Below are 22,314 nucleotides of genomic sequence, written 5' to 3' on the forward strand. Positions count from 1 at the left end.
CCCCTGCCGACACCGGCCGAACCCGGCCCGGCGCGGAACACACCGCGAAGGCAGCCGGCGCGGCAGCCGCAGCAGCACCGCCTGCGGGCCCGGCGGACGTCCGCGCGGCGGCCGCGCATCCGGCCCACTCGTCGGGCGCCCATCCGGCGGACGCGCATCCGATGGGCGCGCATCCGATGGGCGCGTCCGGTCCGGTCGACGAGTGGTTGTGGTCGGGCTCGGCCGGACCGGGCCGGGGCCGGGCTCCACGCCGACACGCACGTACGCACCGTTCCGGTCGCGCCTCCCGTTCCGGTGGTGTCTCCTGCTTCGGTCGCGCCTCCCGATCCGGTCGTGTGCGCGTCAGCGGCGGTGGGAGATGACGGCGGTCGGGGAGCGCACCGGCATCGGCGCGGTGGCCGGGCTGCGGCTCGCGATCCTGGCGCTCGGCACCTTCGTCATCAGCACCGGCACCTTCGTGCTGGCCGGCCTGTTGCCCGCCATCCAGCGGGAGTTGGACGTCAGCGCCGCCCAGGTCGGCCGGCTGACCTTCGCCTTCACCCTGGCGTACGCGGTGTGGGCGCCGCTCTCCGGTGTGCTCACGCGTCGCTGGGACCGCCGTCTGACGCTGGTCGCCGGCCTGACCCTGTTCGCCGCGGGCACGGCGCTGACCGCGATGGCCTCCTCGTACTCCGACATGACGCTCTCCCGAGTGCTGGCGGGCGCCGGCGCAGGAATGTTCACCCCGGCCGCCAGCGCCTCGGCGGTCGAGCTGGTGCCGGTGCGGTGGCGGGCACGTGCGGTGGCGGCGGTGATCGGAGGACTGGCGGCGGCCACCGTGCTCGCCGTACCGGTCGGCAACGTTGTCGGCGAACTGGCCGGATTCCGGCCGGTGTTGTGGTCGGTCGTCGGCCTCTCGGCGGCGGCCTGCCTGGCCCTTGCCGCGCTGCCCGCCCTGACCCCCGCGCCGGGCAGCGGCGCAAGAGCCGAGGTGGTGGACTGCGCCCGAATCGCGGGCCCGCTGCTGCTCGTCTCGCTGCTGCTCTCGGTGGCCGACTTCGCGGTGTACACCTACGTCGTGCCGTTGCTCGACCACCTCATCTCCGCCGGTCCGGCCGTGGTCGCCGGGCTGCTCTTCCTGTACGGCTGCGCGGGCGTGGCGGGCAACCTGCTGGGTGGCCAACTCGCCGACCGCTGGGGGCCGCGCCGCACTGTGGTCACCTCGCTGGTGCTCCTCGGCCTGTCCACGGCGGCCATGCCCGGCGCCCGGCACCTCGCGCTGGTCGCCGTGGTCGTTTTGGTCTGGGGCGTCAGCGGCTGGATGGTCGTACCGGCGCTGCAGAGCGAGCTGTTGACGCTCCGTCCGGCCGCGGCCGGACTGCTCGCCACCGCCAACGCCTCGGTGATCTATGCCGGTATGGCACTGGGCAGTCTCCTCGGCGGCGTCGTCCTCTCCGTCGGCTCCGCTGCGGCACTCGGGCCACTCGGTGCTGCCTTCGCCCTGGCCGCTCTCCTCCTCCACCTCACCGGCCACCGCCGCGCCACGCGCAGTGTCGCGTTCACCGAAACCCCTGTGCTCGAAGGCGATTCCGTCCTCAAAGGTGCCTGTGCCGATGGGCTAAAGCGCTGAGCCGGGGCTGGGCGGGGCCGGATCGTCGCTCTGGGCCGGTGACGGGACCGTCCAGTACAGCGTGATTCCGGTTCGTACCGCGCCGATTCCGGGCGCATGTTCGGGGAACGACGGCTGCGGGTCGCCGCGAAGTGGGGCCGACGAGCGTGTCCGAGCGACCGCGGTGCTCACCCCTCCGCGTTGACGAGGCCCCTGAAGGACGCCACCGGGTTCGCTCAACCGCACGACGTGGCGGGCGGATTGGCGGCCGGTTGAGGGGTCGTCACTTGCAGAGCGGCGCGCGCCTGCGCGGGATTCGCCCCGGCGTACCCAGCCCTGCACGTCCGCCGAGAGGCGGTGCCGACGGTGGTGGTCGTTGGATAGTGATCCGGTTTCGCGGCGGAAGCTGATGCGGAAGTTGCCGGTGGTGCTCAGGCCGGAGGCTGCCGCGATGCGTTCGATGGGCCAGCCCGAGGTCTCCAGGAGGCGTCGGGCCCACCAGCACTCGCTGCGGCGTGAGCCGGGGCACGGGTGGAACTCCGGACCTCGCCGAACCGGCGGATGAAGGTGCGTCGCGGCATCGCCGCGTGGGTCAACCGGTCCACGGTCAGCGGCTGTTCCCGACGCTGCGGGGCCAGGTGTGCGTCTCGGTCAGGTCCGTACGGGGCGGGCTGAACACGTCCACCTACTGCGGCTGCTGCTTTTTTCTAGCATGGCGGTGCTAATATAACTCCACGCGGGTCCGCCGGTCGTGCTGCACGCGGCCGGCGCCACCGCGGTTTCAAGGAGCCGATCGACTTCAGCTGCGGGGGAGGAACGCTCGCCGGCTCCACGACAGCGCACCCACCATCTCGCGCGGCGCGTGCCGTACGAGTCGAGGAGAAGCACATGCCACGAGACCACCGCCGTCCCCACTCATCCGTAGCCGCGACGAACGGGAGCCTCGTTGACGGCGATCGCGAGGGCTCGGAGTCCCTGCCCTCGGGGCCGACCGAATACCACCGGTTCCTGCGTGCCCCTGGCTACCGCTGGTGGAAAGCGGTGCTGGCGATCGTGCTGATACCCGTCGCCTATGTCGTGAGCACCTTCACGCTCACCTGGGGACTTGTCTTCGTCTCGGAGTCGTTCGACCTCGGCCTGGTGCCGCCGGAGACGCCGGGCGACGGCGTGGTGACGATGAGCCCGGCTCGGCTGCTCGCCAGTAATCTCGCCATCGCACTGCTGATCCCGGTTTCCCTCGGTCTGCAGCGGCTCCTGTTCGGGCAGTCCGGGCGATGGATGCACTCGGTGCACGGCCGCTTCCGGTGGAAGTTCGCGCTGACCCTGGCCGCTGCGCTGGTGCCGGTGTGGATCGTGTACGGCATCGTCTGGACCACCCTGAATCGCGAGGCGGCCGGTGTCAGCGGGCCGCCGGCCACGCTGATGAGCACCTTTGTTCTGTTCGTGGTCGTGCTGCTCACCAGCCCGCTTCAGGCCGCCGGTGAGGAGTACGCCGCGCGCGGTCTCCTGGCGCGAAGCTTTGGCTCCTTCGCCAAGCGGCCCGCACTCGCCCTGCTGTTGGCTCTGCTTGTGCCGAACCTGATGTTCACCGTGATCCACGGTCTGGCAGACCCGTTGCTGGTTCTCTACACGTTCGTCGCAGGGTTTGCGTGTGCGGTGATCACCTGGCGCACCGGCGGGATCGAGGGTGCCGTCGTGCTGCACGCAGTGAACAACACCATCCTGTTCCTGGTCGCCTCCTTCTTCTCCAGCGAGGTCACCATCGACCGCAGTTCCGGACACGGTGAGGCGATGGTGCCCGGAATCATTCTGATGGTGCTGGCCGCCGCAGGGGTCTGGCTCTGGGCGCAGCGCCGCGCTGTCGCCCGCTCCGCGGATCCGTTCGCCGGTCACTCTGCGAGCCGTTGAACTCCCGCCTTCTCGCCGAAGGGCCTCGGGCGTGCGGCCCGTCGTCAGTGGCGACGACGGGCCGTCAGGAAGTCGGGGCGGACCGGTCGGCGATCGGATACGCGTCGCGGAGACGCTGTACGGATGACGCCACCACTGCGTGCACGTCGGACTCCTGCAAGGGTGCCGAGAGCAGTGCGGAGCTCAGTGAGAAGCCTTCGGTGAGGGTCACCAGGAGGAGCGCTTCCCGTCGCAGTGCTTCCTCGTCGACCGCCCGGTCGGCCAAGTACTCGCTCAGGATGGAACGAACCGCCGCCCCTGCTGCGGCGGATGCCGCAGCGATCTCGGCTCCGATCTCCGGGTCGGTGCGCCCCAGCACTCGGTATTCGACGAGGGCGGTGTTTTCCTTGCGTTCCTGGTCGCTCGTCGGTGCGGCGAATGTGATCAAGTTGATGATCCGGGTCGCCGGGTCGCTGGGCAGCTCGGGGGCGCGATTCTGTGCGCGCTGGATCAGGACGCTCAGCGTGAAGCGCATCACCTCGGTCAGGGTGTCCCCGAAATAGTGCCGGATGCTCCCGATCGCGAAACCACTCCGAGCGGCAATGCGGGCCAGGGTGATGGATCGGAGGCCGTGTGCGGCGATTTCCTCGATCACTGCGTCGGCGACTTGTTCTCTGCGGACGTCAGGATCAACTCGTTTGGGCACGCGCCCAGTTTAGCCGAAGCCAGCATGGGCGTGCTAGTTTTATGGCATGATCGTGCTACAAGGGGTGTGCCTCCCCTCGCCGACTCACCGGTGTGCGTCATGAGCGGGCGCGCCCCTCACGCGGACGACCCGTCGCCGCGGGACCCGTGGGGGCTCGGATCAATCGAGGGGAGCTCGGAGGAGGAGTGGGGCACACCTGCTCCAGGAGCGGAGCTTCCGCCGTTTCGGCCGTCCCTTTCGTTGCAGCGCACGCGATTCACGGCCGAGCTTGCTGACGAGTCGATCGCGACGGTCGATGTCGATCACGCGTCGGGCCGCGCGTCCCTCTACCGAAACAACCGGCATGTGCGCACCGCCGAGATGCCGACGCGGTTCACGCTCGGATCAGAGCGGATCGAGGTGGACGTGAGCCCGTACGGCATGCGCAGGATTCGGCTGACCCGTGCCGATGGCAGGCAGGAACGTCTCGACCCGGCGCCGGGTACGCCCGAGCACTGGCGCGAACGCCTCTCCCAGCGGCACCCGAAGGCCAGCCGCGCTACGGCAGTTGGTGCCGTGGTGGTGCTGGTGGTGAACCTGATCCTGCTCGCACCGCAGCTGCTCGAGGTGGTCACCCATCTGTCGATCTGGTCCGGTCGGTTCCCGTCGTTCGTCTCCCCGGTCGATCTGCCGGTGTGGTTGAACACGACCCTCACTGTCACCGCGGCGCTCGCGGCGACCGAGCGAGCGCTCACATTCCGGCACCACAGGATCGTGGACATCGAGACCGAGGGACTCAGTGCCTGACATCGCGAGATCGAGGGTCCGCGCGTACGGTTGGCGATCCCCTGCGGCCGGACGGCGCGCGTCGAGTGGCCGGACCATCCCCGTGAGCGGATGGAGAGGCAAACGGCGGACGTGTCCCGGGCTTCTCAGGAACTTCCGTGTCTGGTGCGAAGGCGCCTCCGGGGCCTTCTCTGCTCTCTGCCGGCGGAGGCGTTCCCGGAGGCGGTGAAGCGGTGAAGCGGCGAACGCGCCCCGCAGAATCCTTTGTTCAGCACTCGATGATGTTCACCGCGAGCCCGCCCCGAGCCGTCTCCTTGTACTTGACGGACATGTCGGCGCCGGTTTCCTTCATCGTCTTGATCGCCTTGTCGAGGCTGACGTGGTGGCGTCCGTCGCCGCGCAGGGACATGCGCGCTGCGGTGACGGCCTTGACGGCAGCCATGCCGTTGCGCTCGATGCAGGGGATCTGCACCAGACCGCCGACCGGGTCGCAGGTGAGGCCGAGGTTGTGCTCGATGCCGATCTCGGCGGCGTTCTCGACCTGTTCGGGGGAGGCGCCGAGGGCTTCGGCGAGGGCGCCGGCGGCCATCGAGCAGGCGGAGCCGACCTCGCCCTGGCAGCCGACCTCGGCGCCGGAGATGGAGGCGTTCTCCTTGAAGAGCATGCCGACCGCACCCGCGGTGAGCAGGAAGCGGACCACTCCGTCGTCGTCGGCGCCGGGCACGAAGTTGGCGTAGTAGTGGAGGACGGCCGGGATGATGCCGGCGGCGCCGTTGGTCGGGGCGGTGACCACTCGTCCGCCGGCGGCGTTCTCCTCGTTGACGGCCATGGCGTAGAGGGTGATCCACTCCATCGCCAGTGCGTCGGCGCGACCCTCGGCGCGCAGCTGCCGGGCCGAACTCGCGGCCCTGCGGCGGACCTTGAGGCCGCCGGGCAGGATGCCCTCCTGGCTCATGCCGCGGCTCACGCACTCCTGCATGACGCGCCAGATCTCCAGCAGGCCGGCCCTGATCTCGGCCTCGGAACGCCAGGCCTTCTCGTTCTCCAGCATCAGCGCGGAGACCGACAGCCCGGTGTCGCGGGTGAGCCGCAGCAGTTCGTCGCCGGTGCGGAAAGGGTACTTCAGCGGGGTGTCGTCGAGCTTGATCCGGTCCTCGCCGACCGCGTCCTCGTCGACGACGAAGCCGCCGCCGACCGAGTAGTACGTCTTCTCCAGGAGCGGGCGTCCGGCCTCGTCGTAGGCGAAGAGCGTCATCCCGTTGGCGTGGTACGGCAACGAGCGGCGGCGGTGCAGGATCAGGTCGTCCTGGAAGTCGAAGGCGATCTCGTGGCTGTCGCCTATGTCGGCGGCCAGCAGTCGCAGCCGCCCGGTCTCCTTGATCCGCGCCACCCAGGTGTCCGCCGCCACCACGTCGACGTCCTGCGGCGCGTGGCCCTCCAGTCCGAGGAGTACGGCCTTGGGGGTGCCGTGGCCGTGGCCGGTGGCGCCGAGCGAGCCGTACAACTCGGCGCGCACGGAGGAGGTGTGGGCGAGCAGGCCCTCGTTCTTCAGTCGGCGGACGAATATCCGCGCGGCCCGCATCGGGCCGACGGTGTGCGAACTGGAGGGGCCGATGCCGATGGAGAAGAGATCGAAAACGGAGATGGCCACGGGGGACTCCTTCGTCGGCTCGTGGACCGCAGGGGTGGTGCGGGGCGGTTCGGTGGTCTGGGCCCGGGCCGCTCCGCGCGGGAGGCGGAGCGGCCCGGAATGGTCCCGGCCGTCAGGGAGTTGACGTGTCAGCGTCCCTGGACGAGGTCCGGGTAGAGCGGGTGCTTCTCGGCGAGCGCCGAGACGCGGTCGGCCAGCGACTTGGCCTTGGCCTCGTCGAAGCCGGGCTTCAGCGCCTCGGCGATGACGTCCGCGACCTCGCGGAAGTCGTCGGCCGCGAAACCGCGGGTGGCGAGCGCCGGGGTGCCGATCCGCAGACCCGAGGTGACCATCGGCGGCCGGGGGTCGTTGGGGACGGCGTTGCGGTTGACGGTGATGCCGACCTCGTGCAGCCGGTCCTCGGCCTGCTGGCCGTCGAGCTCGCTGTTGCGCAGGTCGACCAGGACGAGGTGGACGTCGGTGCCGCCGGAGAGGACCGAGACGCCGGCGTCCACGGCGTCGGGCTGTGTGAGCCGCTCGGCGAGCAGCTTGGCGCCCTCCAGCACCCGCTCCTGGCGCTCCTTGAACTCCTCGGTCGCCGCGATCTTGAAGGAGACCGCCTTCGCCGCGATGACGTGCTCGAGCGGGCCGCCCTGCTGGCCGGGGAAGACCGCGGAGTTGATCTTCTTGGCGTGCTCCTTCTTGGAGAGGATGACGCCGCCGCGCGGGCCGCCGAGGGTCTTGTGGGTCGTGGTGGTGACCACGTCCGCGTGCGGCACCGGGTTGGGGTGCAGCCCGGCGGCGACCAGACCGGCGAAGTGCGCCATGTCGACCATCAGCAGCGCGCCGACCTCGTCCGCGATGCGGCGGAACGCGGCGAAGTCCAGTTGGCGCGGGTACGCGGACCAGCCGGCGATGATCAGCTGCGGGCGCTCGGCCCTGGCCAGGCGCTCGACCTCCTCCATGTCGACCAGGTTGGTCTTCTCGTCGACGTGGTAGGCGACCACGTTGTAGAGCTTGCCGGAGAAGTTGATCCGCATGCCGTGGGTCAGGTGGCCGCCGTGTGCCAGGTCCAGGCCCATGATCGTGTCGCCCGGCTTGAGCAGCGCGAACATCGCGGCGGCGTTGGCCGAGGCGCCCGAGTGCGGCTGGACGTTGGCGGCCTCGGCGCCGAAGAGCTCCTTGACCCGGCTGCGCGCGATGTCCTCGATGACATCGACGTGCTCGCAGCCGCCGTAGTAGCGGCGGCCGGGGTAGCCCTCGGCGTACTTGTTGGTGAGAACGGAGCCCTGGGCCTGGAGGGAGGCCACCGGAGCGAAGTTCTCCGAGGCGATCATCTCGAGGGTGGACTGCTGGCGGTGGAGCTCGGCGTCGACGGCGGCGGCGACGTCCGGGTCCACCTCGTGGAGTGAGCTGTTCAGAAGCGACATCAGAACTTCGAGTCCGATCTGGGTCGGCTGGACGGACGGGTTCGGCGAAGGCGGTCAGCCACCGGTGCGGAGGCCGAGGCGCCGGCGGACTGGATCAGCCCCCGGCGAAGGCGGTGTACTCCTCGGCGGAGAGCAGGTCGTCCGGCTCGCCGCTCACCTTCACCTTGAACAGCCAACCGCCCTCGAACGGGGCGGTGTTGACCAGCGCCGGGTCGTCCACCACGTCCTGGTTGACCTCGGCGATCTCGCCGGTGACGGGCGAGTACAGGTCGCTGACGGACTTGGTCGACTCCAGCTCGCCGCAGGTCTCGCCCGCGGTGACCGTGTCGCCGACCTCGGGGAGCTGCACGTAGACGACGTCGCCGAGCGCGTTGGCGGCGTGCTCGGTGATGCCCACCGTCGAGACGCCTTCCACGGCGTCCGACAGCCACTCGTGCTCCTTGCTGTAGCGCAGCTGCTGGGGGTTGTTCATGTCTGGATTCTCCCGGAAGAAGGATGGTGAGGGTGGAACGGTCTGCCTGCTGGGACGACCGCGTCGGTCAGCACGTGCACCCGCACGCGGGCACGACGGACGGCACCAGTCTGGCTCAGTGACCGCGTCCGTGTGACGCGCAGGTGCGCCGGGACCGGTCGGCCCGGTTCGTCCCCGGAGCGCGGTGGCTCAGCGCTGACGCTTGTAGAACGGCAGCGCGACGACGTCGTACGCCTCGTGGCTGCCGCGGATGTCCACCGCGACGCGGCTTTCGCCGTCCTCGTTCGGCTCGGCGAAGGCGGCGTCCACGTAGGCGATGGCGATCGGCTTGCCGAGCGTGGGGGAGGGGGCACCGGAGGTGACCTCACCGATGACCGCGCCGTCGGCGGCCGAGACGACCGGGTAGCCGGCGCGGGGCACCCTGCGGCCCTGGGCGACGAGCCCGACCAGCTTCCGCGGCGGGTTCTGCTCCGCCTGCCCGGCAGCCTCCTCCAGCGGGCCGCGGCCCACGAAGTCGCCGCCGTTGGTCTCCTTCTCGAACTTCACCACCCGGCCCAGCCCCGCGTCGAACGGGGTGGTGGCGCGGGTGAGTTCGTTCCCGTACAGCGGCATTCCGGCCTCCAGCCGGAGGGTGTCCCGGCAGGAGAGCCCGCAGGGCACGACGCCCGCGTCCCGGCCCGCGTCCAGCAGCGCGGCCCAGACCTTCTCGGCGTCGCCGGGGGCCAGGAAGAGCTCGAAGCCGTCCTCGCCGGTGTACCCGGTGCGGGCGATCAGCGTCTCGACCCCGGCGACGGTCCCGGGGAGCCCGGCGTAGTACTTCAGACCCTCCAGGTCCGCGTCGGTCAGCTGTGCCAGCACACCGGCGGCCTCCGGGCCCTGGATCGCCAGCAGCGCGTACGCGTCCCGGTCGTCGCGCACGGCGGCGTCGAAGCCGGCCTGGCGGGCGACCAGCGCGTCCAGCACGGTCTGTGCGTTGCCGGCGTTGGCGACCACCAGATAGCGCGGGGCGTCCTGCTCGTCGGCCAGGCGGTAGACGATCAGGTCGTCCATGATGCCGCCGCGCTCGTCGCAGATCATGGTGTAACGGGCGCGGCCCCGGGCCAGCTTGGAGAGGTTGCCGACCAGCGCGTGGTCGAGCAGCAGCCCGGCCTCCGGGCCGGTGACCGCGATCTCGCCCATGTGGGAGAGGTCGAAGAGCCCGGCCCTGGTGCGCACGGCCTGGTGCTCGTCGCGCTCGCTGCCGTATCGCAGCGGCATGTCCCAGCCGGCGAAGTCGGTCATGGTCGCGCCGAGGGCGCGGTGCACGGAGTCGAGCGCGGTGAGACGGGGATTTTCAGTCATTTTCAGGCTCCCAGGCAGGGGGCGGACATGTCCTCCCCATCTGTCATCGGAACCTGAGAGGTTCGCCTGATCCCCTGTCCGGGGCCGGCTTGCACCTTGGGTGGGACGCCCGGGGACGCCCGCTTTTCAGATGTGCCTCGCCCGCGCGGTACGGGGCCTGAGAGATTCAAGGGAGGACTTGCTCCTTCGGCGCCCCCGGCTCACTGGCGTGCAGTGGTGGGGGACTCTCCCGCGCGGATTCGAACGGCCGGTATGCAGTTGGCCGGTTCATCATGACACGGAGACGCACTGCTGCGGCACCCCCGGCCTGTGGCACGCTGCCCGAGGTCGACTGCAGCGGTCGGACACCGGGTCCGGCAGGCCACAAGCGCGACGCCCAACTCGTGCGTGGGCGGCGGGAATCGGCGGTGCGCATCATGCGAGCGGTGGGCGGGCGAGGACAGGACCGGCGCCCGGACAAGGGACGGGCGCACATACGGCGCTCCGCCGTGCCCGACTGCGCCGGGCGGCAGCCGGAGGCCGGCGGGCCCCGCCCGGCCGTCCGCGGCGAGGTCCGCGCGGCAGCGGTCCGGGAGGTGTCGGTGCGGGACGTCAGAGGCGTACGCGGTGCGGAGCTGTGCTGGCCACCGGGCGACATCGTGATCCTCTCCGGGCTGCCGGGCGGGGGGAAGTCGACGCTGCTGCGCCGCTTCACCGCACCGACGGGCCCGCTGCACCTCATCGACTCCCAGGACGTGCGCGAGGGGCTGGAGCGTACGGTCGGCCGGATGCCGTACGCCCTGCTCCGGCCGCTGGTGCGGGTGGTGCACTATCTGCGCCTGTGGTGGGTGCTGCGACTGCCGGGAGCCGGTGTCGCGGTGCACGACTGCGGGCAGTGGGGCTGGGTGCGCCGCTGGCTCGGCCGGGAGGCCGCGCGCCGCGGCGGCCGGGCCCATCTGCTGCTGCTGGACGTCAGCGCGCAGGAGGCGCGGGCGGGGCAGTGGTCCCGCAGCCGGGGCGTCTCCGAGGGGGCCTTCGACCGTCACGTACGGGCGATGGCGGCGCTCCACGCCGAGTTGTCGGCGGGGCGGCTGCCCGCGGGCTGTTCCTCGGCGCTGCTGCTGGACCGCACCGCCGCGGCGACGCTGCGCCGGGCCGCGTTCGAGAAGGGCGCGCACGCGGTCGGCGGGCCGCCGGGCCCCGTACTGGCGCTGCCACCCGTCGACGGTGAGGCCGGCGGCCCCGCACTGCCCGGCCCGCGCTGCTCCCGCACGCCCTGAGGCCCGGCGCCCGCCTGAGTCACGGCGCCCCTGAAGCCCGGCGCCCCCTGAGGCTCGGGCACCAGCCCGCGCACCGGCGCCCACCCGGTGCCCGAGCCCCGTGCGCGGGGCATCCGCCCGGCAGCCACGGGGCGGCGCGGCCCGCCCGGCCGACTCCCGTGAGGCGTACGGGAGTCGGCCGGGCGCGGCAGGGGCGCGTCCGGCGTGCGAACCCCGTGCCCGAAGGCGCTGCGCGCGGGCTAGGGTTTTGCCCATGACCGCATCACCGCAGCCCGCGCAACCGCAGCAGCCACACCCCGTCGGACCCGGGCACGGTGGCGGCTGGCCGGGGAACGAGCTGGAGGAGACGCTCGCGGCGGCGCTGGGTTCCGCGCACGCGGGCGGGCGTCTGCTGGAGGTGCTGGGCCGCAGCAGTTTCTGGGTGCCGCTGCCCGAGGGCGGGGGCCCGGAGAGCGAGAACCTGGACCTGCCGACCGTGGAGCTGGACGGCAACCCCTACGTGCCGGTGTACAGCTCGCTGCAGCAGTTCCAGGCGTGTGTGCGGATGGACATGCCGTGCGCCGTGGTGCCGGCCCGGGAGTTCGCCCGTGGGCTGCCGCCGCGGCTGGGCGTCGCCGTCAACCCCGAGGGTGCGGTGGGTGTTCCGCTGCCGCCGGAGGCGGTCGCCGAGCTCTGCAAGGAGGGCGGCGGGGACGTGCTGACCGGCGCCCGCGGCGGGGCGCGGGTGCGCCTCTTCGAGCCCGACTGGCAGGACGACCCGGTCGACTTCCTCTCCGCGGCCGGCCGGGAGTTCGCCGGTGTGAGCCAGGTGCGCACCGCCCGGCGGGGGTTGGCGAGCGTCGAGGGCGAGGCGCCGGCGCTCTTCGTCGGTGTGGAGCTCGACCACCTGGAGCCCGGTGTGCGGCAGCAGACCCACGACGCGCTCGCCCGGGCGCTGAACCTCCACCCGGTCAACTGGACCGTGCAGCTGGTGCTTCTCGACGCCGCCCACGACCCGGTGGTCGACTGGATGCGTCAGTGCGTACGGCCCTTCTACATCCGCGCGGACTGAACCGGTGCGGGTGGAGCGGGACTTCACCGGCCGACCGGGTCGGGATGCTCAGGCGCGGATGAGTATCCGAATGAGTACCCCGAGCCCGCGCCGCGCGCCTCGTAAGCTGGTTGGATGTCGGGGCGGGGGCACGCCGGTGCCCGGTGGCAGGTACGAAGCGGAGAAGGGCGGCCGACGTGAGCGCGGGTGAGAGCGTCGAACAGCTGCTGCACCAGGTGACTCCTGGCAGATACGACGCGTACGAAGCGCTGCTGGGCGCGTTGGGCGGCAGCAGGCTCTGGATGCTGCTCTGGCACGGCAGCCCCGGCACTCCGGACGCCCAGTTCGGCAACATGGAGGTGGCCGGCCACGGCTACGTTCCCTGTGTGACCTCCGCCCAGGAGCTCGCCGTCTCCGGCTGGAGCCGGTCCCACGAGGTGTCCACCGGTGCGGAGATCGCCGCCGCGCTCTACCCGGGGCGCTGGGGCCTGTGGATCAACCCGCACGCGCCCGGCGGCGGCGTCGGGGTGCCGTGGCTGGATCTGCGCCGGATCCACGGCGGGCTCGATCTGCTGCCCGCCGGACCGCTGCGGATCAGCGAACCGAGCCTGGAGATCCCGCACTTCTACGCCCAGCTCACCCATGGCGCGCAGTACACGCCCGCGGTGCGCAGCCTTCGTCGCGCCTGGGTGCAGCCCTCGGTCGGCGCCGCCTACCTCGCCATCGGGCTGGACCTGTACGACAGCGGCCCCCAGTCGGTGGAGGCCGTGCGGCAGATGATGCGTCAGGCGGTGACCTCGGTGCCCGAGGGGCTGCCGGTGTCCACCGTGGTGATGTCGGACGAGTACGACCAGGTGGCGATGTGGCTGCGGGCCAGCGCCCGGCCGTTCTTCGACCGCGACGCCCAGGGAGCGCCCGCGACCGCCGCGGCGCCCGGATATGGGTACGGCTACCCGCGCGCGTACTGAGAGCGGACGGCCCCGGGCGCGGGGGCGTCCCGCCAAACTCCTTGCACGGGGCACGGTTCGGGAATTCCGCGGCTTTCGGCCGAGGGTGTTCGGGCGGCCCGAAGGGCCTTTCATAACGGCTTCATTACTGCTCGCCGCCCTGCTCCTGACGGTCCGAATGGGCGGTATGGGCAGGTAAACGACAACTCTGCGAGGGCCTCTGGTCTCAGCTCGGTATCACCGACATGCGGACGGTTCACACCTATGTGGATGCGCAGTAATGTGCGGGCGACTAGAGCTCCTGCACCACCACTGACCCCTGAGGTGGACCCATGCGTAAAACCAGATCGAGGGTGGCCCGTACGCTCGCGGCAGCCCTTGCGGTCGGTGTGATCGCCACTGGTTGTGCCAGTGAACGAGGCGACGACAACGGCGACAAGCCGTTCGTGTTCGGCGCCGCTGGCGACCCCGATTCCCTTGACCCGTCCATCTCCAGTGATGGCGAGACCTTCCGGGTCACACGTCAGGCTTTCGAAGCCCTCATCGAACACGAGCCTGGCGGCACGGAGTTCAGTCCGGGCCTGGCCACGAAGTGGTCGAGCAACAAGGACGCCACCGAGTGGACCTTCGACCTCAAGAAGGACGTCGAGTTCCACGACGGCGAGAAGTTCAACGCCGACGCGGTCTGCGCGAACTACGACCGCTGGTACAACTGGACCGGCACCTACCAGTCCGACCTGCTGTCGTACTACTGGCAGAAGGTCTTCGGCGGATTCAAGAAGAACGAGAACGACAGCCTCCCGGCGTCGAACTACGTCGGCTGCGAGGCCAAGGACGAGCACACCGCCGTCATCAAGGTGAAGAAGGCGACCGCCAACCTCCCCGGCGGCTTCTCGCTCCAGGCCATGGCGATCCACTCGCCGAAGGCCATCGAGAAGTACGAGAAGGAGAACGCCTCCGGCAGCGGCGACGCGATCAGCCGGCCCAAGTACACGCAGGAAGCGGGCACGGTCGCGGGCACCGGTCCCTTCGAGATCGAGAAGTGGAACAAGGGCAACAAGGAGATCACCCTCAAGAAGTTCGACGGGTACCACGGCGACAAGGCCAAGACGGACACCCTCGTCTTCCGGACCATCGACACCGAGGACGGCCGCAAGCAGGCCCTGGAGTCCGGTGGCATCCAGGGGTACGACCTGGTGGCGCCCGGTGACGTGGCGAGCCTGGAGAAGGAGGGCTTCCAGGTCCCGGTCCGCAAGGTGTTCAACCTCTTCTACGTCGGAATGGCGCAGGAGAAGAACCCGGCGCTGAAGGACAAGAAGGTTCGCCAGGCCATCTCGCAGGCCATCGACCGGCAGAACATCGTCGACACGCAGCTGCCCGAAGGCGGAAAGATAGCCTCGCAGTTCGTGCCCGACACGATCGAGGGCTACTCCGACAAGGTTCCGGAGATCAAGCACGACCCGGAGAACGCCAAGAAGCTTCTGAAGGAAGCCGGCGAGGAGAACCTGACGGTCGACTTCTGCTACCCGACCGAGGTCACCCGGCCGTACATGCCGGCGCCCAAGGACATGTACCAGATCATGCAGAAGGATCTGGAGAACGTCGGCATCAAGGTCAAGACCCACCCGATGAAGTGGAACCCGACCTACTCCGACAGTGTCCGCGACGGCAAGTGCGGTCTGTACCTGCTGGGTTGGACCGGTGACTTCAACGACGCGTACAACTTCCTCGGCACCTGGTTCGCCGAGCCCCTGAAGGAGTGGGGCTTCAAGGACAAGAAGGTGTTCGACGCGGTGAAGGACTCCGGTGCCGAGCCGGACCTGGAGAAGCGTGTCGAGCTGTACAAGAAGGCCAACGAGGTCGTCATGGACTACCTGCCCGGCCTTCCGGTCTCCTCCTCGCCGCCGTCGATCGCGTTCGGCAAGGACGTCAACCCCCCGAAGGTCTCCCCGCTGACGCAGGAGAACTTCGCGGAGGCCTCCTTCAAGTAACAGCAGACTGCGCAGGTCCGCCCGGCCACGGCACCACTCGTGGCCGGGCGGACCTGCCTTATGACGAAAGAAAGGGGGAACGAGCGTGCTGCGTCTTGTGATCCGAAGACTGCTGCAACTCATTCCCACCCTGGCTGGCCTGTCGATCCTGCTGTTCCTCTGGGTGCATCGACTTCCCGGCGGACCCGCCGCGGCCATGCTGGGGGAACGCGCCACCGCCGAATCAAAGGCGAGGATCGAGGAGCAACTGGGCCTCGACAAACCCGTGATGGAGCAGTACTGGCTGTTTGTCCAGCGAATATTCCAAGGTGATCTGGGAACGTCGAGCCAGACCGGTCAGCCGGTTCTCGACGAACTCATGCTTCGTTTTCCGGCGACTGTCGAGCTCGCTCTCTCCGCGATGCTCCTCGCCGTTGTGGTCGGAATTCCGCTCGGCTATTTCGCCGCGCGCAGACGCGGTGGCTGGCTCGATGTCGCGGCCGTTTCCGGCTCTCTTCTCGGTATTTGCATCCCGGTCTTCTTCCTGGCATTCCTGCTGCGCGCCCTCTTCGCCGTGAACCTCGGCTGGTTCCCCGCCGGCGGTCGCCAGGAGACCGGAATGAACGCCACGGAAGTCACCGGGTTCTACGTCCTCGACGGTCTGCTGACCGGCGAGTTCGACGCGGCCTGGGGCGCCATCAACCACCTGGCGCTGCCGGCGATCGCGCTCGCCTCCATCCCGCTCGCCATCGTGGTGCGCATGACCCGGGCCAGCGTGCTGGAGGTGCTCGGCGAGGACTACATCCGCACCGCCGAGTCCAAGGGCCTCAACAAGAGCGTGGTCCGCGTCCGGCACGTCCTGCGCAACGCTCTGCTGCCGATCGTCACGGCGATCGGTCTGCTCACCGGCGGTCTGCTGTCGGGAGCGGTGCTGACCGAGTCGGTGTTCTCCTTCGGCGGCATCGGCTCCTTCCTCAAGGACGCGATCGACAACCGTGACTACCCCGTGCTCACGGGCTTCATCATGTTCATCGCCGCCACGTTCGTCATCATCAATCTGCTGGTCGACGTGGCGTACAGCCTGATCGACCCGAGAGTGCGGGTGCACTGATGAGTCTCGACACGAAAGCAGCCAAGATCGACCGGCTGGCCGAGCTCACCGCGAAGCAGGAGACCAGCACCGGTGCCAGCCTCTGGGTGGAGGCGTACCGTCGTCTGCGCACCAGCAAGATGGCCCTCATCGGTGCGATCGTCATCGGCCTCTTCGTGGTGCTGGCCATCGTCGGCCCCTGGGTCGCGCCGCACGACCCGACGCAGATGTGGCGCGGCGAGGTGTTCCGCAACCGGGGCATCTTCGTCGGCCCGCGCGACGGCAACTGGTTCGGGCTCGACCAGCTCGGACGCGACGAGTTCTCCCGGATGCTGGTCGGCGCGCGCCAGACGCTGATGGTCGGTGTCGTCGCCACCCTGCTCGGCCTGACCGTGGGTGCGATCCTCGGCGGACTCTCCGGCGCTGCCCTCACCCTGGGCGGCAACGCGGGACGCAAGGTCGACACCGTGATCATGCGTGTCATCGACATGATGCTCGCGATGCCCTCGCTGCTGCTCGCGGTCTCCATCGCGGCGGTGCTCGGACAGAGCCTGACCACGGTGATGATCGCCGTGGGTGTGGTCCAGATCCCCATCTTCGCCCGGCTGTTGCGCGGCGCGATGCTCGCCCAGGGCGGCGCGGACTACGTGCTGGCGGCGAAGGCGCTGGGCGTGCGCAAGCGCCGGATCGTCTTCTCGCAGATCCTGCCGAACTCGCTCAGCCCCGTGATCGTCCAGGCGACGCTGTGTCTGGCGACCGCCATCATCGAGGCGGCGGCGCTCTCGTACCTGGGACTGGGCAACCCCAACCCGGCGACCCCGGAGTGGGGCGTCATGCTCGCGGAGTCCCAGGCGTTCTTCGACGACGCGCCCATGCTCGCGGTCTACCCGGCGGTGGGCATCATCATCACCGCTCTCGGCTTCACCCTGCTCGGTGAGGCCATGCGGGAAGCACTCGACCCGAAACTGCGGAGCTGATGACATGGCACTGCTTTCCGTGGACGAACTGAGCATCACCTTCACCCGTCGCGGGCGCCGCGACGCGAAGGCGGTGTCCGGGGTCTCCTTCGACATCGATCCCGGCCAGGTCGTCGGTCTGGTGGGGGAGTCGGGCTGCGGCAAGAGCGTCACCTCGCTCGCGCTGATGGGCCTGCTCCCCGACAAGGGCGTACGCATCGGCGGTACCGCCGACTACGACGGCACCGACCTGCTCTCGCTCAGCAAGAACCGCATGCGCGACATGCGCGGCACCCAGCTGGCGATGATCTTCCAGGACCCGCTGTCCTCGCTGAACCCGGTGGTCCCCATCGGTGTCCAGGTCACCGAGATCCTCAAGCGGCACCGGGGGATGAAGGGTGAGGCCGCGCGCAAGGAAGCGGCCCATCTGCTGGACCGGGTCGGCATCCCCGACCCGACCCGGCGGCTCAAGGAGTACCCGCACCAGCTCTCCGGCGGTATGCGCCAGCGGGCGCTGATCGCGATGGCCGTGGCCTGTGCGCCGCGGCTGCTCATCGCGGACGAGCCGACGACCGCCCTCGACGTCACCATCCAGGCCCAGATCCTGGAACTCCTCAAGGAGTTGGTCGACCAGGAGGGCACCGGGCTGCTGATGATCACGCACGACCTCGGCGTCGTCGCCGGGCTCTGCGACAAGGTGAACGTGCTCTACGCGGGTCGTGTCGTCGAGTCCGCCGAGCGCAGACCGCTCTTCGCGGCGCCCACCCACCCGTACTCGCACGGGCTGCTCGGATCGATCCCCCGGCTCGACGCCCCGCGCGGCGAGAAGCTGAACCCGATCCGCGGCTCCATCAACGACAACATCGAGTGGGCGGACGGCTGCGCCTTCGCCCCGCGGTGCGACTACTACACGATGGAGTGCCTGACCGGTACGCCGCAGCTCACCGAGCCGCTGGCCGCCGGACACCAGGTGCGCTGTGTGAACCCGGTGGTGGAGGGCTCGACCCCGAACGACGACGGCGACGCGCACGACGACGGCGACGCGGTCCCGGCGGCGACCGCGGGCGAGGACACCGCGGGCGACGCCGGCGACGACAGGTCCGCGGACACCGAGAAGGCGGACACAACGGAGGCCAGCTCATGAGCCTGCTCGAACTCAAGGGCGTGAAGGTCCACTTCCCGGTCAAGAAGGGCATCATCTTCGACCGGGTGGTGGGGCACGTCTACGCCGTCGACGGGATCTCGCTGTCGGTGGAGGCCGGGCAGACCTACGGTCTGGTCGGCGAGTCCGGCTGTGGCAAGACGACGCTCGGCCGTGCCGTGCTGCGTCTGAACGACATCACCGAGGGCGAGGTCGTCTTCGACGGCACCGATCTGGCGAGCCTGCCCGACGAGGAGATGCGACGGCAGCGCCGACGTCTCCAGATGGTCTTCCAGGACCCGCTGGGCAGCCTCAACCCGCGGCAGAACATCGAGTCCATCCTCTCCGAGGGGATGGCGGCGCACGGCATCGGCGCCAACCAGGAGGAGCGGCGCGAGAAGATCAAGGCGATCCTCGCCAAGGTCGGCCTGCCCACCAACGCGCTGGCGCGCTACCCGCACGAGTTCTCCGGCGGACAGCGTCAACGCATCGGTATCGCGCGGGCCCTGGTGCTCGAACCGGACGTCATCATCTGCGACGAACCGGTCTCCGCGCTCGACGTCTCCATCCAGGCCCAGGTCCTCAACCTGCTGGAGGAGATCCAGGAGTCGATGGGGCTGACGTACGTCGTCATCGCCCACGACCTGGCCGTGGTCCGGCACATCTCCGACGTGATCGGCGTGATGTACCTGGGTTCGCTGGTCGAGGAGGCGCCGAGCGACCTGCTCTACGCGGAGCCCAAGCACCCGTACACCAAGGCGCTGATGTCGGCCGTACCGGTGCCGGACCCGGAGCTGGAGGACAACCGCGAGCGCATCCTGCTCACCGGTGACCTCCCCTCGCCGGCCAACCCGCCCTCGGGGTGCCGCTTCCACACCAGGTGCCCGTGGAAGCAGGACACGCTCTGCGCGACCGACCGGCCCGAGCTCAAGGACCTCGGCGACGGCCACCGGGTGGCGTGCCACTACGCGACCGAGATCGCCGAGGGCAAGCTCCGGCGGTCCGGCGAGTCGATCCCCGCGACGCTTCCCGGCCCGCCCTCGCTCACGCACGAGATGCACGAGCGCGAGGAGCAGGCGGAGCGCGAAGAGCCCGCACCGGCACGCGAGGGGTAGCCACTCCTCGACCGCGGCCCGGCAGCCCTCTCGGGGCGCCGGGCCGCAGCCGTGCTCAGCCGCAGCCGTGCTCAGCCGCAGCCGTGCTCAGCCGCAGCCGTGCTCAGCTGTTGCCGTGCTCGTCCTCGCGGTGCGGACGCGGCAGCGAGAGGCCGAAGAACATCGCACCCAGGCGCAGTGCGAAGACCAACCCCGCCGAGACGACTGTCGCCGGGGTCCGGGCCACGTCCAGGGTGTCCAGCAGCAGGTAGCAGAGCGCGCCGGCGAACGCCGCCGTCGCGTAGACGTCCTCGCGCAGCAGCAGCGGAGGGAACTCGCCGCACAGGACGTCCCGTACGACCTCGCCGGTCACTCCGGTCAGCACCGCGAGGATGAGGACGGCCAACGGCGTCACCTCCGAGTCGATCGCCGCGCGGGCGCCGATGACGGTGACCACCGCGAGCCCGATCGCGTCGACCACCAGCAGCGAGCGGTGCGGGAGCTTCCAGAACCGCAGGTAGCACATGGTGCCGACCCCGACGCCGGCCACGACGGTCAGCAGCACCCAGTCCTGGGTCCAGTAGAGCGGGTGCCGGTCCAGGATGAGATCGCGCAGGGTGCCGCCGGAGACGGCCGCGGCGAAGGCGAGCACCAGACCCCCGAAGGGATCCATGTTCGCCCGGTGCGCGGCGAGGACGCCGCTGGCGGCGAAGGCGGAGACACCCACCAGGTACAGGACGTGCAGCATGACCGGATCATCCCACCCGGCTGTGCGGATCCCCTTGTTGACCTACCCGTCAGTAAGGTGAGCGGGTACCGTCATCCGCATGACCCAAGCAACGATCGGATCGAGCGAGTTCGACCGTGACACCCGGGTGCGGCTCCGTACGGACGGAGTCTTCGACGCGGACCTCCCCGAGGGCTGGAGCGTCGGAGCCGGGCTCAACGGCGGATATCTGCTCGCCCTTCTCGGCCGGGCGCTGGGCGAGGCGCTGGAGCGGCCCGACCCCTTCACGATCACGGCCCACTACCTGAGCGGCACCACCCCCGGACCGGCCGTCATCCGCACCGATGTGGCGGCCCGCAGGCACAGCACCTCCACCGGCTCGGCCCGGCTGCTCCAGCCGGACGAGAACGGCATCGAGGTCGAGCGCGTACGGGTGCTCGGCACCTGCGGCGACCTCTCCGCGCTGCCCGCGGACGTCCGCACCACCGCCAAACCGCCGAACATCCCGCCCTGGGAGCACTGCGTCGGCGCGGAGCACAGCCCGGGCGACGCGGAGCGGATGCCGCCCATCGTGCACCGGCTCAGGCTGCGGCTCGACCCGGCCACTGTCGGCTGGGCGGTCGGCGCGCCCAGCGGCAAGGGGGAGATGCGCGCCTGGTTCGCGCTCCCCGACGGACGGGACCACGACCCGCTCTCGCTGCTGCTCGCCGTGGACGGACTGCCCTCGGTGGCCTTCGAGTTGGGCATCGACGCCTGGGTGCCGACCGTCGAGCTGACCGCGCACGTACGGGCCAGACCCGCGCCCGGCCCGGTGCGCGTCGCGCTCACCACCCGCAACGTGGCGGGCGGTTACCTGGAGGAGGACGCCGAGGTGTGGGACAGCGAGGATCGACTGGTCGCCCAGTCGCGGCAGTTGGCGAAGATCAAGCCGAAGCCCTCGCACTTCCCCGCCCGGTGACCGCAGCCGGCGCGGGCCGCCGATGAGGCGCCCGCGTCGGCCCCGCCGGGCGGCGGCGACCGGCCGGGAGGCCGAAGTGCCGTACGCGGCCGGGGAGTTCAGCCGCCGACCCGCTCCGGGCGGCGGGTGCGGGAGATGGTCGCCGAGCCGACGACCCGGGTGCCGTCGTACAGCACGATCGCCTGGCCGGGTGCGACACCGCGCACCGGCTCGGTGAAGTCGACCTCCAACCGATCCGCCACCAACTCGGCCGTCACCGTGGTCTCGCCGCCGTGCGCGCGCAGTTGGGCGGTGTACGTGCCGGGACCCTGCGGCGGGCTCCCGCACCAGCGGGGGCTGATCGCCGTGAGCCCCACGACGTCGAGCGCCTCCCGGGGACCCACCGTGACCGTGTTCTCCACCGGGGAGATGTCCAGCACGTAGCGCGGCTTGCCGTCGGCGGCGGGGTGGCCGATCCGCAGCCCCTTGCGCTGGCCGACGGTGAAGCCGTACGCCCCCTCGTGGCCCCCGACCCGGTTGCCGTCCTCGTCCAGGATGTCGCCCTCGGCGACGCCCAGCCGGCGGGCGAGGAAGCCCTGGGTGTCGCCGTCGGCGATGAAGCAGATGTCGTGGCTGTCGGGCTTCTTCGCGACCGCCAGACCGCGCTGCTCGGCCTCCGCCCTGATCTCCTCCTTGGTGGTCAGGGTGTCGCCGAGCGGGAACATCGCGTGCGCCAACTGCCGCTCGTCCAGCACTCCGAGCACATACGACTGGTCCTTGGCCATGTCCGACGCCCGGTGCAGCTCGCGGGTGCCGTCCTCGGCGGTGACCACGGTCGCGTAGTGACCCGTGCACACCGCGTCGAAGCCCAGGGCCAGCGCCTTGTCCAGTAGGGCGGCGAACTTGATCTTCTCGTTGCACCGCAGGCAGGGGTTGGGCGTACGGCCCGCCTCGTACTCCGCGACGAAGTCCTCGACCACGTCCTCGCGGAAGCGCTCGGCCATGTCCCAGACGTAGAACGGGATGCCGAGCACGTCCGCGGCGCGGCGGGCGTCCCTGGAGTCCTCGATCGTGCAGCAGCCCCGTGCGCCGGTGCGGAAGGACTTGGGGTTCGCGGAGAGCGCCAGATGCACCCCGGTGACCTCGTGCCCCGCCTCGGTCGCGCGAGCGGCGGCGACGGCCGAGTCCACGCCGCCGGACATGGCGGCCAGTACGCGTAGCCGCCCGGGCGGCACAGTCGAATCAGTCATAGCCCCTCAAGGGTACGGGGCCGTCCGGGGAACCCTGGGGGCGGCGCAGACGTCCTGCTTGCAGGAAGCACCAACACCACCGGCACACCATCAC

Annotated in this window: 19 protein-coding genes and 1 riboswitch; of the genes, 12 read left to right on the top strand and 7 right to left on the bottom strand. The window is 70.3% G+C overall.

The window, feature by feature from the left end; translation table 11 throughout:
* The first annotated feature begins 358 nt into the window (after positions 1-358).
* Together MTQ01_RS16595 and MTQ01_RS16600 are read left to right on the top strand one after the other, a co-directional pair.
* Positions 359-1,609, top strand: coding sequence for an MFS transporter (locus MTQ01_RS16595; protein ID WP_247491172.1), 1,251 nt, complete (start codon positions 359-361; stop codon positions 1,607-1,609).
* 1,020 nt (positions 1,610-2,629) lie between these two features.
* Positions 2,630-3,496, top strand: coding sequence for a CPBP family intramembrane glutamic endopeptidase (locus MTQ01_RS16600; protein ID WP_247491174.1), 867 nt, complete (start codon positions 2,630-2,632; stop codon positions 3,494-3,496).
* Positions 3,497-3,560: 64 nt separating this feature from the next.
* On the opposite strand, the gene MTQ01_RS16605 is transcribed toward MTQ01_RS16600, so the two are convergent.
* A complete protein-coding gene (locus MTQ01_RS16605; RefSeq protein WP_247491176.1) occupies positions 3,561-4,181 on the bottom strand; it encodes a TetR/AcrR family transcriptional regulator in 621 nt (206 codons plus the stop codon).
* A 240-nt stretch (positions 4,182-4,421) separates the two neighbouring features.
* Here MTQ01_RS16605 and MTQ01_RS16610 point away from each other — a divergent pair, with 240 nt between their 5' ends.
* On the top strand, positions 4,422-4,967 hold the full coding sequence (locus tag MTQ01_RS16610) for a hypothetical protein (RefSeq protein ID WP_247491178.1): 546 nt from the start codon (positions 4,422-4,424) through the stop codon (positions 4,965-4,967).
* A 247-nt stretch (positions 4,968-5,214) separates the two neighbouring features.
* On the opposite strand, the gene MTQ01_RS16615 is transcribed toward MTQ01_RS16610, so the two are convergent.
* From MTQ01_RS16615 to gcvT, 4 genes are all read right to left on the bottom strand, one after another.
* Positions 5,215-6,597, bottom strand: a complete 1,383-nt coding sequence (locus tag MTQ01_RS16615) for an L-serine ammonia-lyase (protein WP_247491180.1) — start codon at positions 6,595-6,597, stop codon at positions 5,215-5,217.
* Positions 6,598-6,725: 128 nt separating this feature from the next.
* The gene (glyA, locus tag MTQ01_RS16620; RefSeq protein ID WP_247491182.1) at positions 6,726-8,006 is read right to left on the bottom strand and encodes a serine hydroxymethyltransferase; all 1,281 of its coding nucleotides are present in this window, start codon (positions 8,004-8,006) and stop codon (positions 6,726-6,728) included.
* Between the two features lie 94 nt (positions 8,007-8,100).
* Complete coding sequence (gcvH, locus tag MTQ01_RS16625; RefSeq protein ID WP_247491184.1) at positions 8,101-8,478, bottom strand: glycine cleavage system protein GcvH; 378 nt, start codon at positions 8,476-8,478, stop codon at positions 8,101-8,103.
* 189 nt (positions 8,479-8,667) lie between these two features.
* Positions 8,668-9,819, bottom strand: a complete 1,152-nt coding sequence (gcvT, locus tag MTQ01_RS16630; RefSeq protein WP_247491186.1) for a glycine cleavage system aminomethyltransferase GcvT — start codon at positions 9,817-9,819, stop codon at positions 8,668-8,670.
* Positions 9,820-9,955: 136 nt separating this feature from the next.
* Positions 9,956-10,061, bottom strand: a riboswitch (glycine riboswitch).
* Between the two features lie 339 nt (positions 10,062-10,400).
* Between gcvT and MTQ01_RS16635 the strand changes: the two genes are divergently transcribed.
* From MTQ01_RS16635 to MTQ01_RS16670, 8 genes are all read left to right on the top strand, one after another.
* Complete coding sequence (locus tag MTQ01_RS16635; RefSeq protein WP_247491188.1) at positions 10,401-11,078, top strand: ATP-binding protein; 678 nt, start codon at positions 10,401-10,403, stop codon at positions 11,076-11,078.
* 253 nt (positions 11,079-11,331) lie between these two features.
* The gene (locus MTQ01_RS16640; protein ID WP_247491189.1) at positions 11,332-12,129 is read left to right on the top strand and encodes an enhanced serine sensitivity protein SseB; all 798 of its coding nucleotides are present in this window, start codon (positions 11,332-11,334) and stop codon (positions 12,127-12,129) included.
* Positions 12,130-12,305: 176 nt separating this feature from the next.
* Positions 12,306-13,076: an enhanced serine sensitivity protein SseB C-terminal domain-containing protein gene (locus MTQ01_RS16645; protein WP_247491192.1), complete on the top strand. Its 771-nt coding sequence runs from the start codon at positions 12,306-12,308 to the stop codon at positions 13,074-13,076.
* A gap of 311 nt (positions 13,077-13,387) precedes the next feature.
* Positions 13,388-15,046: an ABC transporter substrate-binding protein gene (locus MTQ01_RS16650; RefSeq protein WP_247491194.1), complete on the top strand. Its 1,659-nt coding sequence runs from the start codon at positions 13,388-13,390 to the stop codon at positions 15,044-15,046.
* 85 nt (positions 15,047-15,131) lie between these two features.
* Positions 15,132-16,136 carry an ABC transporter permease gene (locus MTQ01_RS16655; RefSeq protein WP_247491196.1) on the top strand — a complete coding sequence of 335 codons (1,005 nt, stop codon included), beginning with the start codon at positions 15,132-15,134 and terminating at the stop codon, positions 16,134-16,136.
* The gene (locus MTQ01_RS16660; RefSeq protein WP_247491198.1) at positions 16,136-17,092 is read left to right on the top strand and encodes an ABC transporter permease; all 957 of its coding nucleotides are present in this window, start codon (positions 16,136-16,138) and stop codon (positions 17,090-17,092) included. The genes MTQ01_RS16655 and MTQ01_RS16660 overlap by 1 nt, the downstream gene beginning before the upstream one ends.
* A gap of 4 nt (positions 17,093-17,096) precedes the next feature.
* Positions 17,097-18,215, top strand: a complete 1,119-nt coding sequence (locus MTQ01_RS16665; RefSeq protein ID WP_247491200.1) for an ABC transporter ATP-binding protein — start codon at positions 17,097-17,099, stop codon at positions 18,213-18,215.
* A complete protein-coding gene (locus MTQ01_RS16670) occupies positions 18,212-19,327 on the top strand; it encodes an ABC transporter ATP-binding protein (protein WP_247491202.1) in 1,116 nt (371 codons plus the stop codon). Before MTQ01_RS16665 ends, MTQ01_RS16670 begins: the two co-directional genes overlap by 4 nt.
* A gap of 103 nt (positions 19,328-19,430) precedes the next feature.
* On the opposite strand, the gene MTQ01_RS16675 is transcribed toward MTQ01_RS16670, so the two are convergent.
* The gene (locus MTQ01_RS16675; RefSeq protein WP_247491204.1) at positions 19,431-20,054 is read right to left on the bottom strand and encodes a trimeric intracellular cation channel family protein; all 624 of its coding nucleotides are present in this window, start codon (positions 20,052-20,054) and stop codon (positions 19,431-19,433) included.
* A gap of 79 nt (positions 20,055-20,133) precedes the next feature.
* Between MTQ01_RS16675 and MTQ01_RS16680 the strand changes: the two genes are divergently transcribed.
* The gene (locus MTQ01_RS16680) at positions 20,134-20,991 is read left to right on the top strand and encodes a thioesterase family protein (protein WP_247491205.1); all 858 of its coding nucleotides are present in this window, start codon (positions 20,134-20,136) and stop codon (positions 20,989-20,991) included.
* A gap of 98 nt (positions 20,992-21,089) precedes the next feature.
* Here the strand turns inward: MTQ01_RS16680 and mnmA are convergent, their stop codons facing one another.
* Positions 21,090-22,220: a tRNA 2-thiouridine(34) synthase MnmA gene (gene mnmA, locus MTQ01_RS16685; RefSeq protein ID WP_247491207.1), complete on the bottom strand. Its 1,131-nt coding sequence runs from the start codon at positions 22,218-22,220 to the stop codon at positions 21,090-21,092.
* Between the last annotated feature and the right edge of the window lie 94 nt (positions 22,221-22,314).

It is taken from the genome of Streptomyces sp. XM4193 (assembly GCF_023072595.1).
Classification (GTDB): Bacteria; Actinomycetota; Actinomycetes; order Streptomycetales; family Streptomycetaceae; genus Streptomyces.

Excerpts from the sequence above, each read along its gene's own strand:
- MTQ01_RS16595 (WP_247491172.1), top strand. The coding sequence starts at position 359 with ATGACGGCGGTCGGGGAGCGCACCGGCATCGGCGCGGTGGCCGGGCTG.
- MTQ01_RS16680 (WP_247491205.1), top strand. The coding sequence starts at position 20,134 with ATGACCCAAGCAACGATCGGATCGAGCGAGTTCGACCGTGACACCCGG.
- MTQ01_RS16670 (WP_247491202.1), top strand. The coding sequence starts at position 18,212 with ATGAGCCTGCTCGAACTCAAGGGCGTGAAGGTCCACTTCCCGGTCAAG.
- MTQ01_RS16650 (WP_247491194.1), top strand. The coding sequence starts at position 13,388 with ATGCGTAAAACCAGATCGAGGGTGGCCCGTACGCTCGCGGCAGCCCTT.
- MTQ01_RS16640 (WP_247491189.1), top strand. The coding sequence starts at position 11,332 with ATGACCGCATCACCGCAGCCCGCGCAACCGCAGCAGCCACACCCCGTC.
- gcvT (WP_247491186.1), bottom strand. The coding sequence starts at position 9,819 with ATGACTGAAAATCCCCGTCTCACCGCGCTCGACTCCGTGCACCGCGCC.
- mnmA (WP_247491207.1), bottom strand. The coding sequence starts at position 22,220 with ATGACTGATTCGACTGTGCCGCCCGGGCGGCTACGCGTACTGGCCGCC.
- MTQ01_RS16660 (WP_247491198.1), top strand. The coding sequence starts at position 16,136 with ATGAGTCTCGACACGAAAGCAGCCAAGATCGACCGGCTGGCCGAGCTC.
- gcvH (WP_247491184.1), bottom strand. The coding sequence starts at position 8,478 with ATGAACAACCCCCAGCAGCTGCGCTACAGCAAGGAGCACGAGTGGCTG.
- glyA (WP_247491182.1), bottom strand. The coding sequence starts at position 8,006 with ATGTCGCTTCTGAACAGCTCACTCCACGAGGTGGACCCGGACGTCGCC.
- MTQ01_RS16665 (WP_247491200.1), top strand. The coding sequence starts at position 17,097 with ATGGCACTGCTTTCCGTGGACGAACTGAGCATCACCTTCACCCGTCGC.
- MTQ01_RS16675 (WP_247491204.1), bottom strand. The coding sequence starts at position 20,054 with ATGCTGCACGTCCTGTACCTGGTGGGTGTCTCCGCCTTCGCCGCCAGC.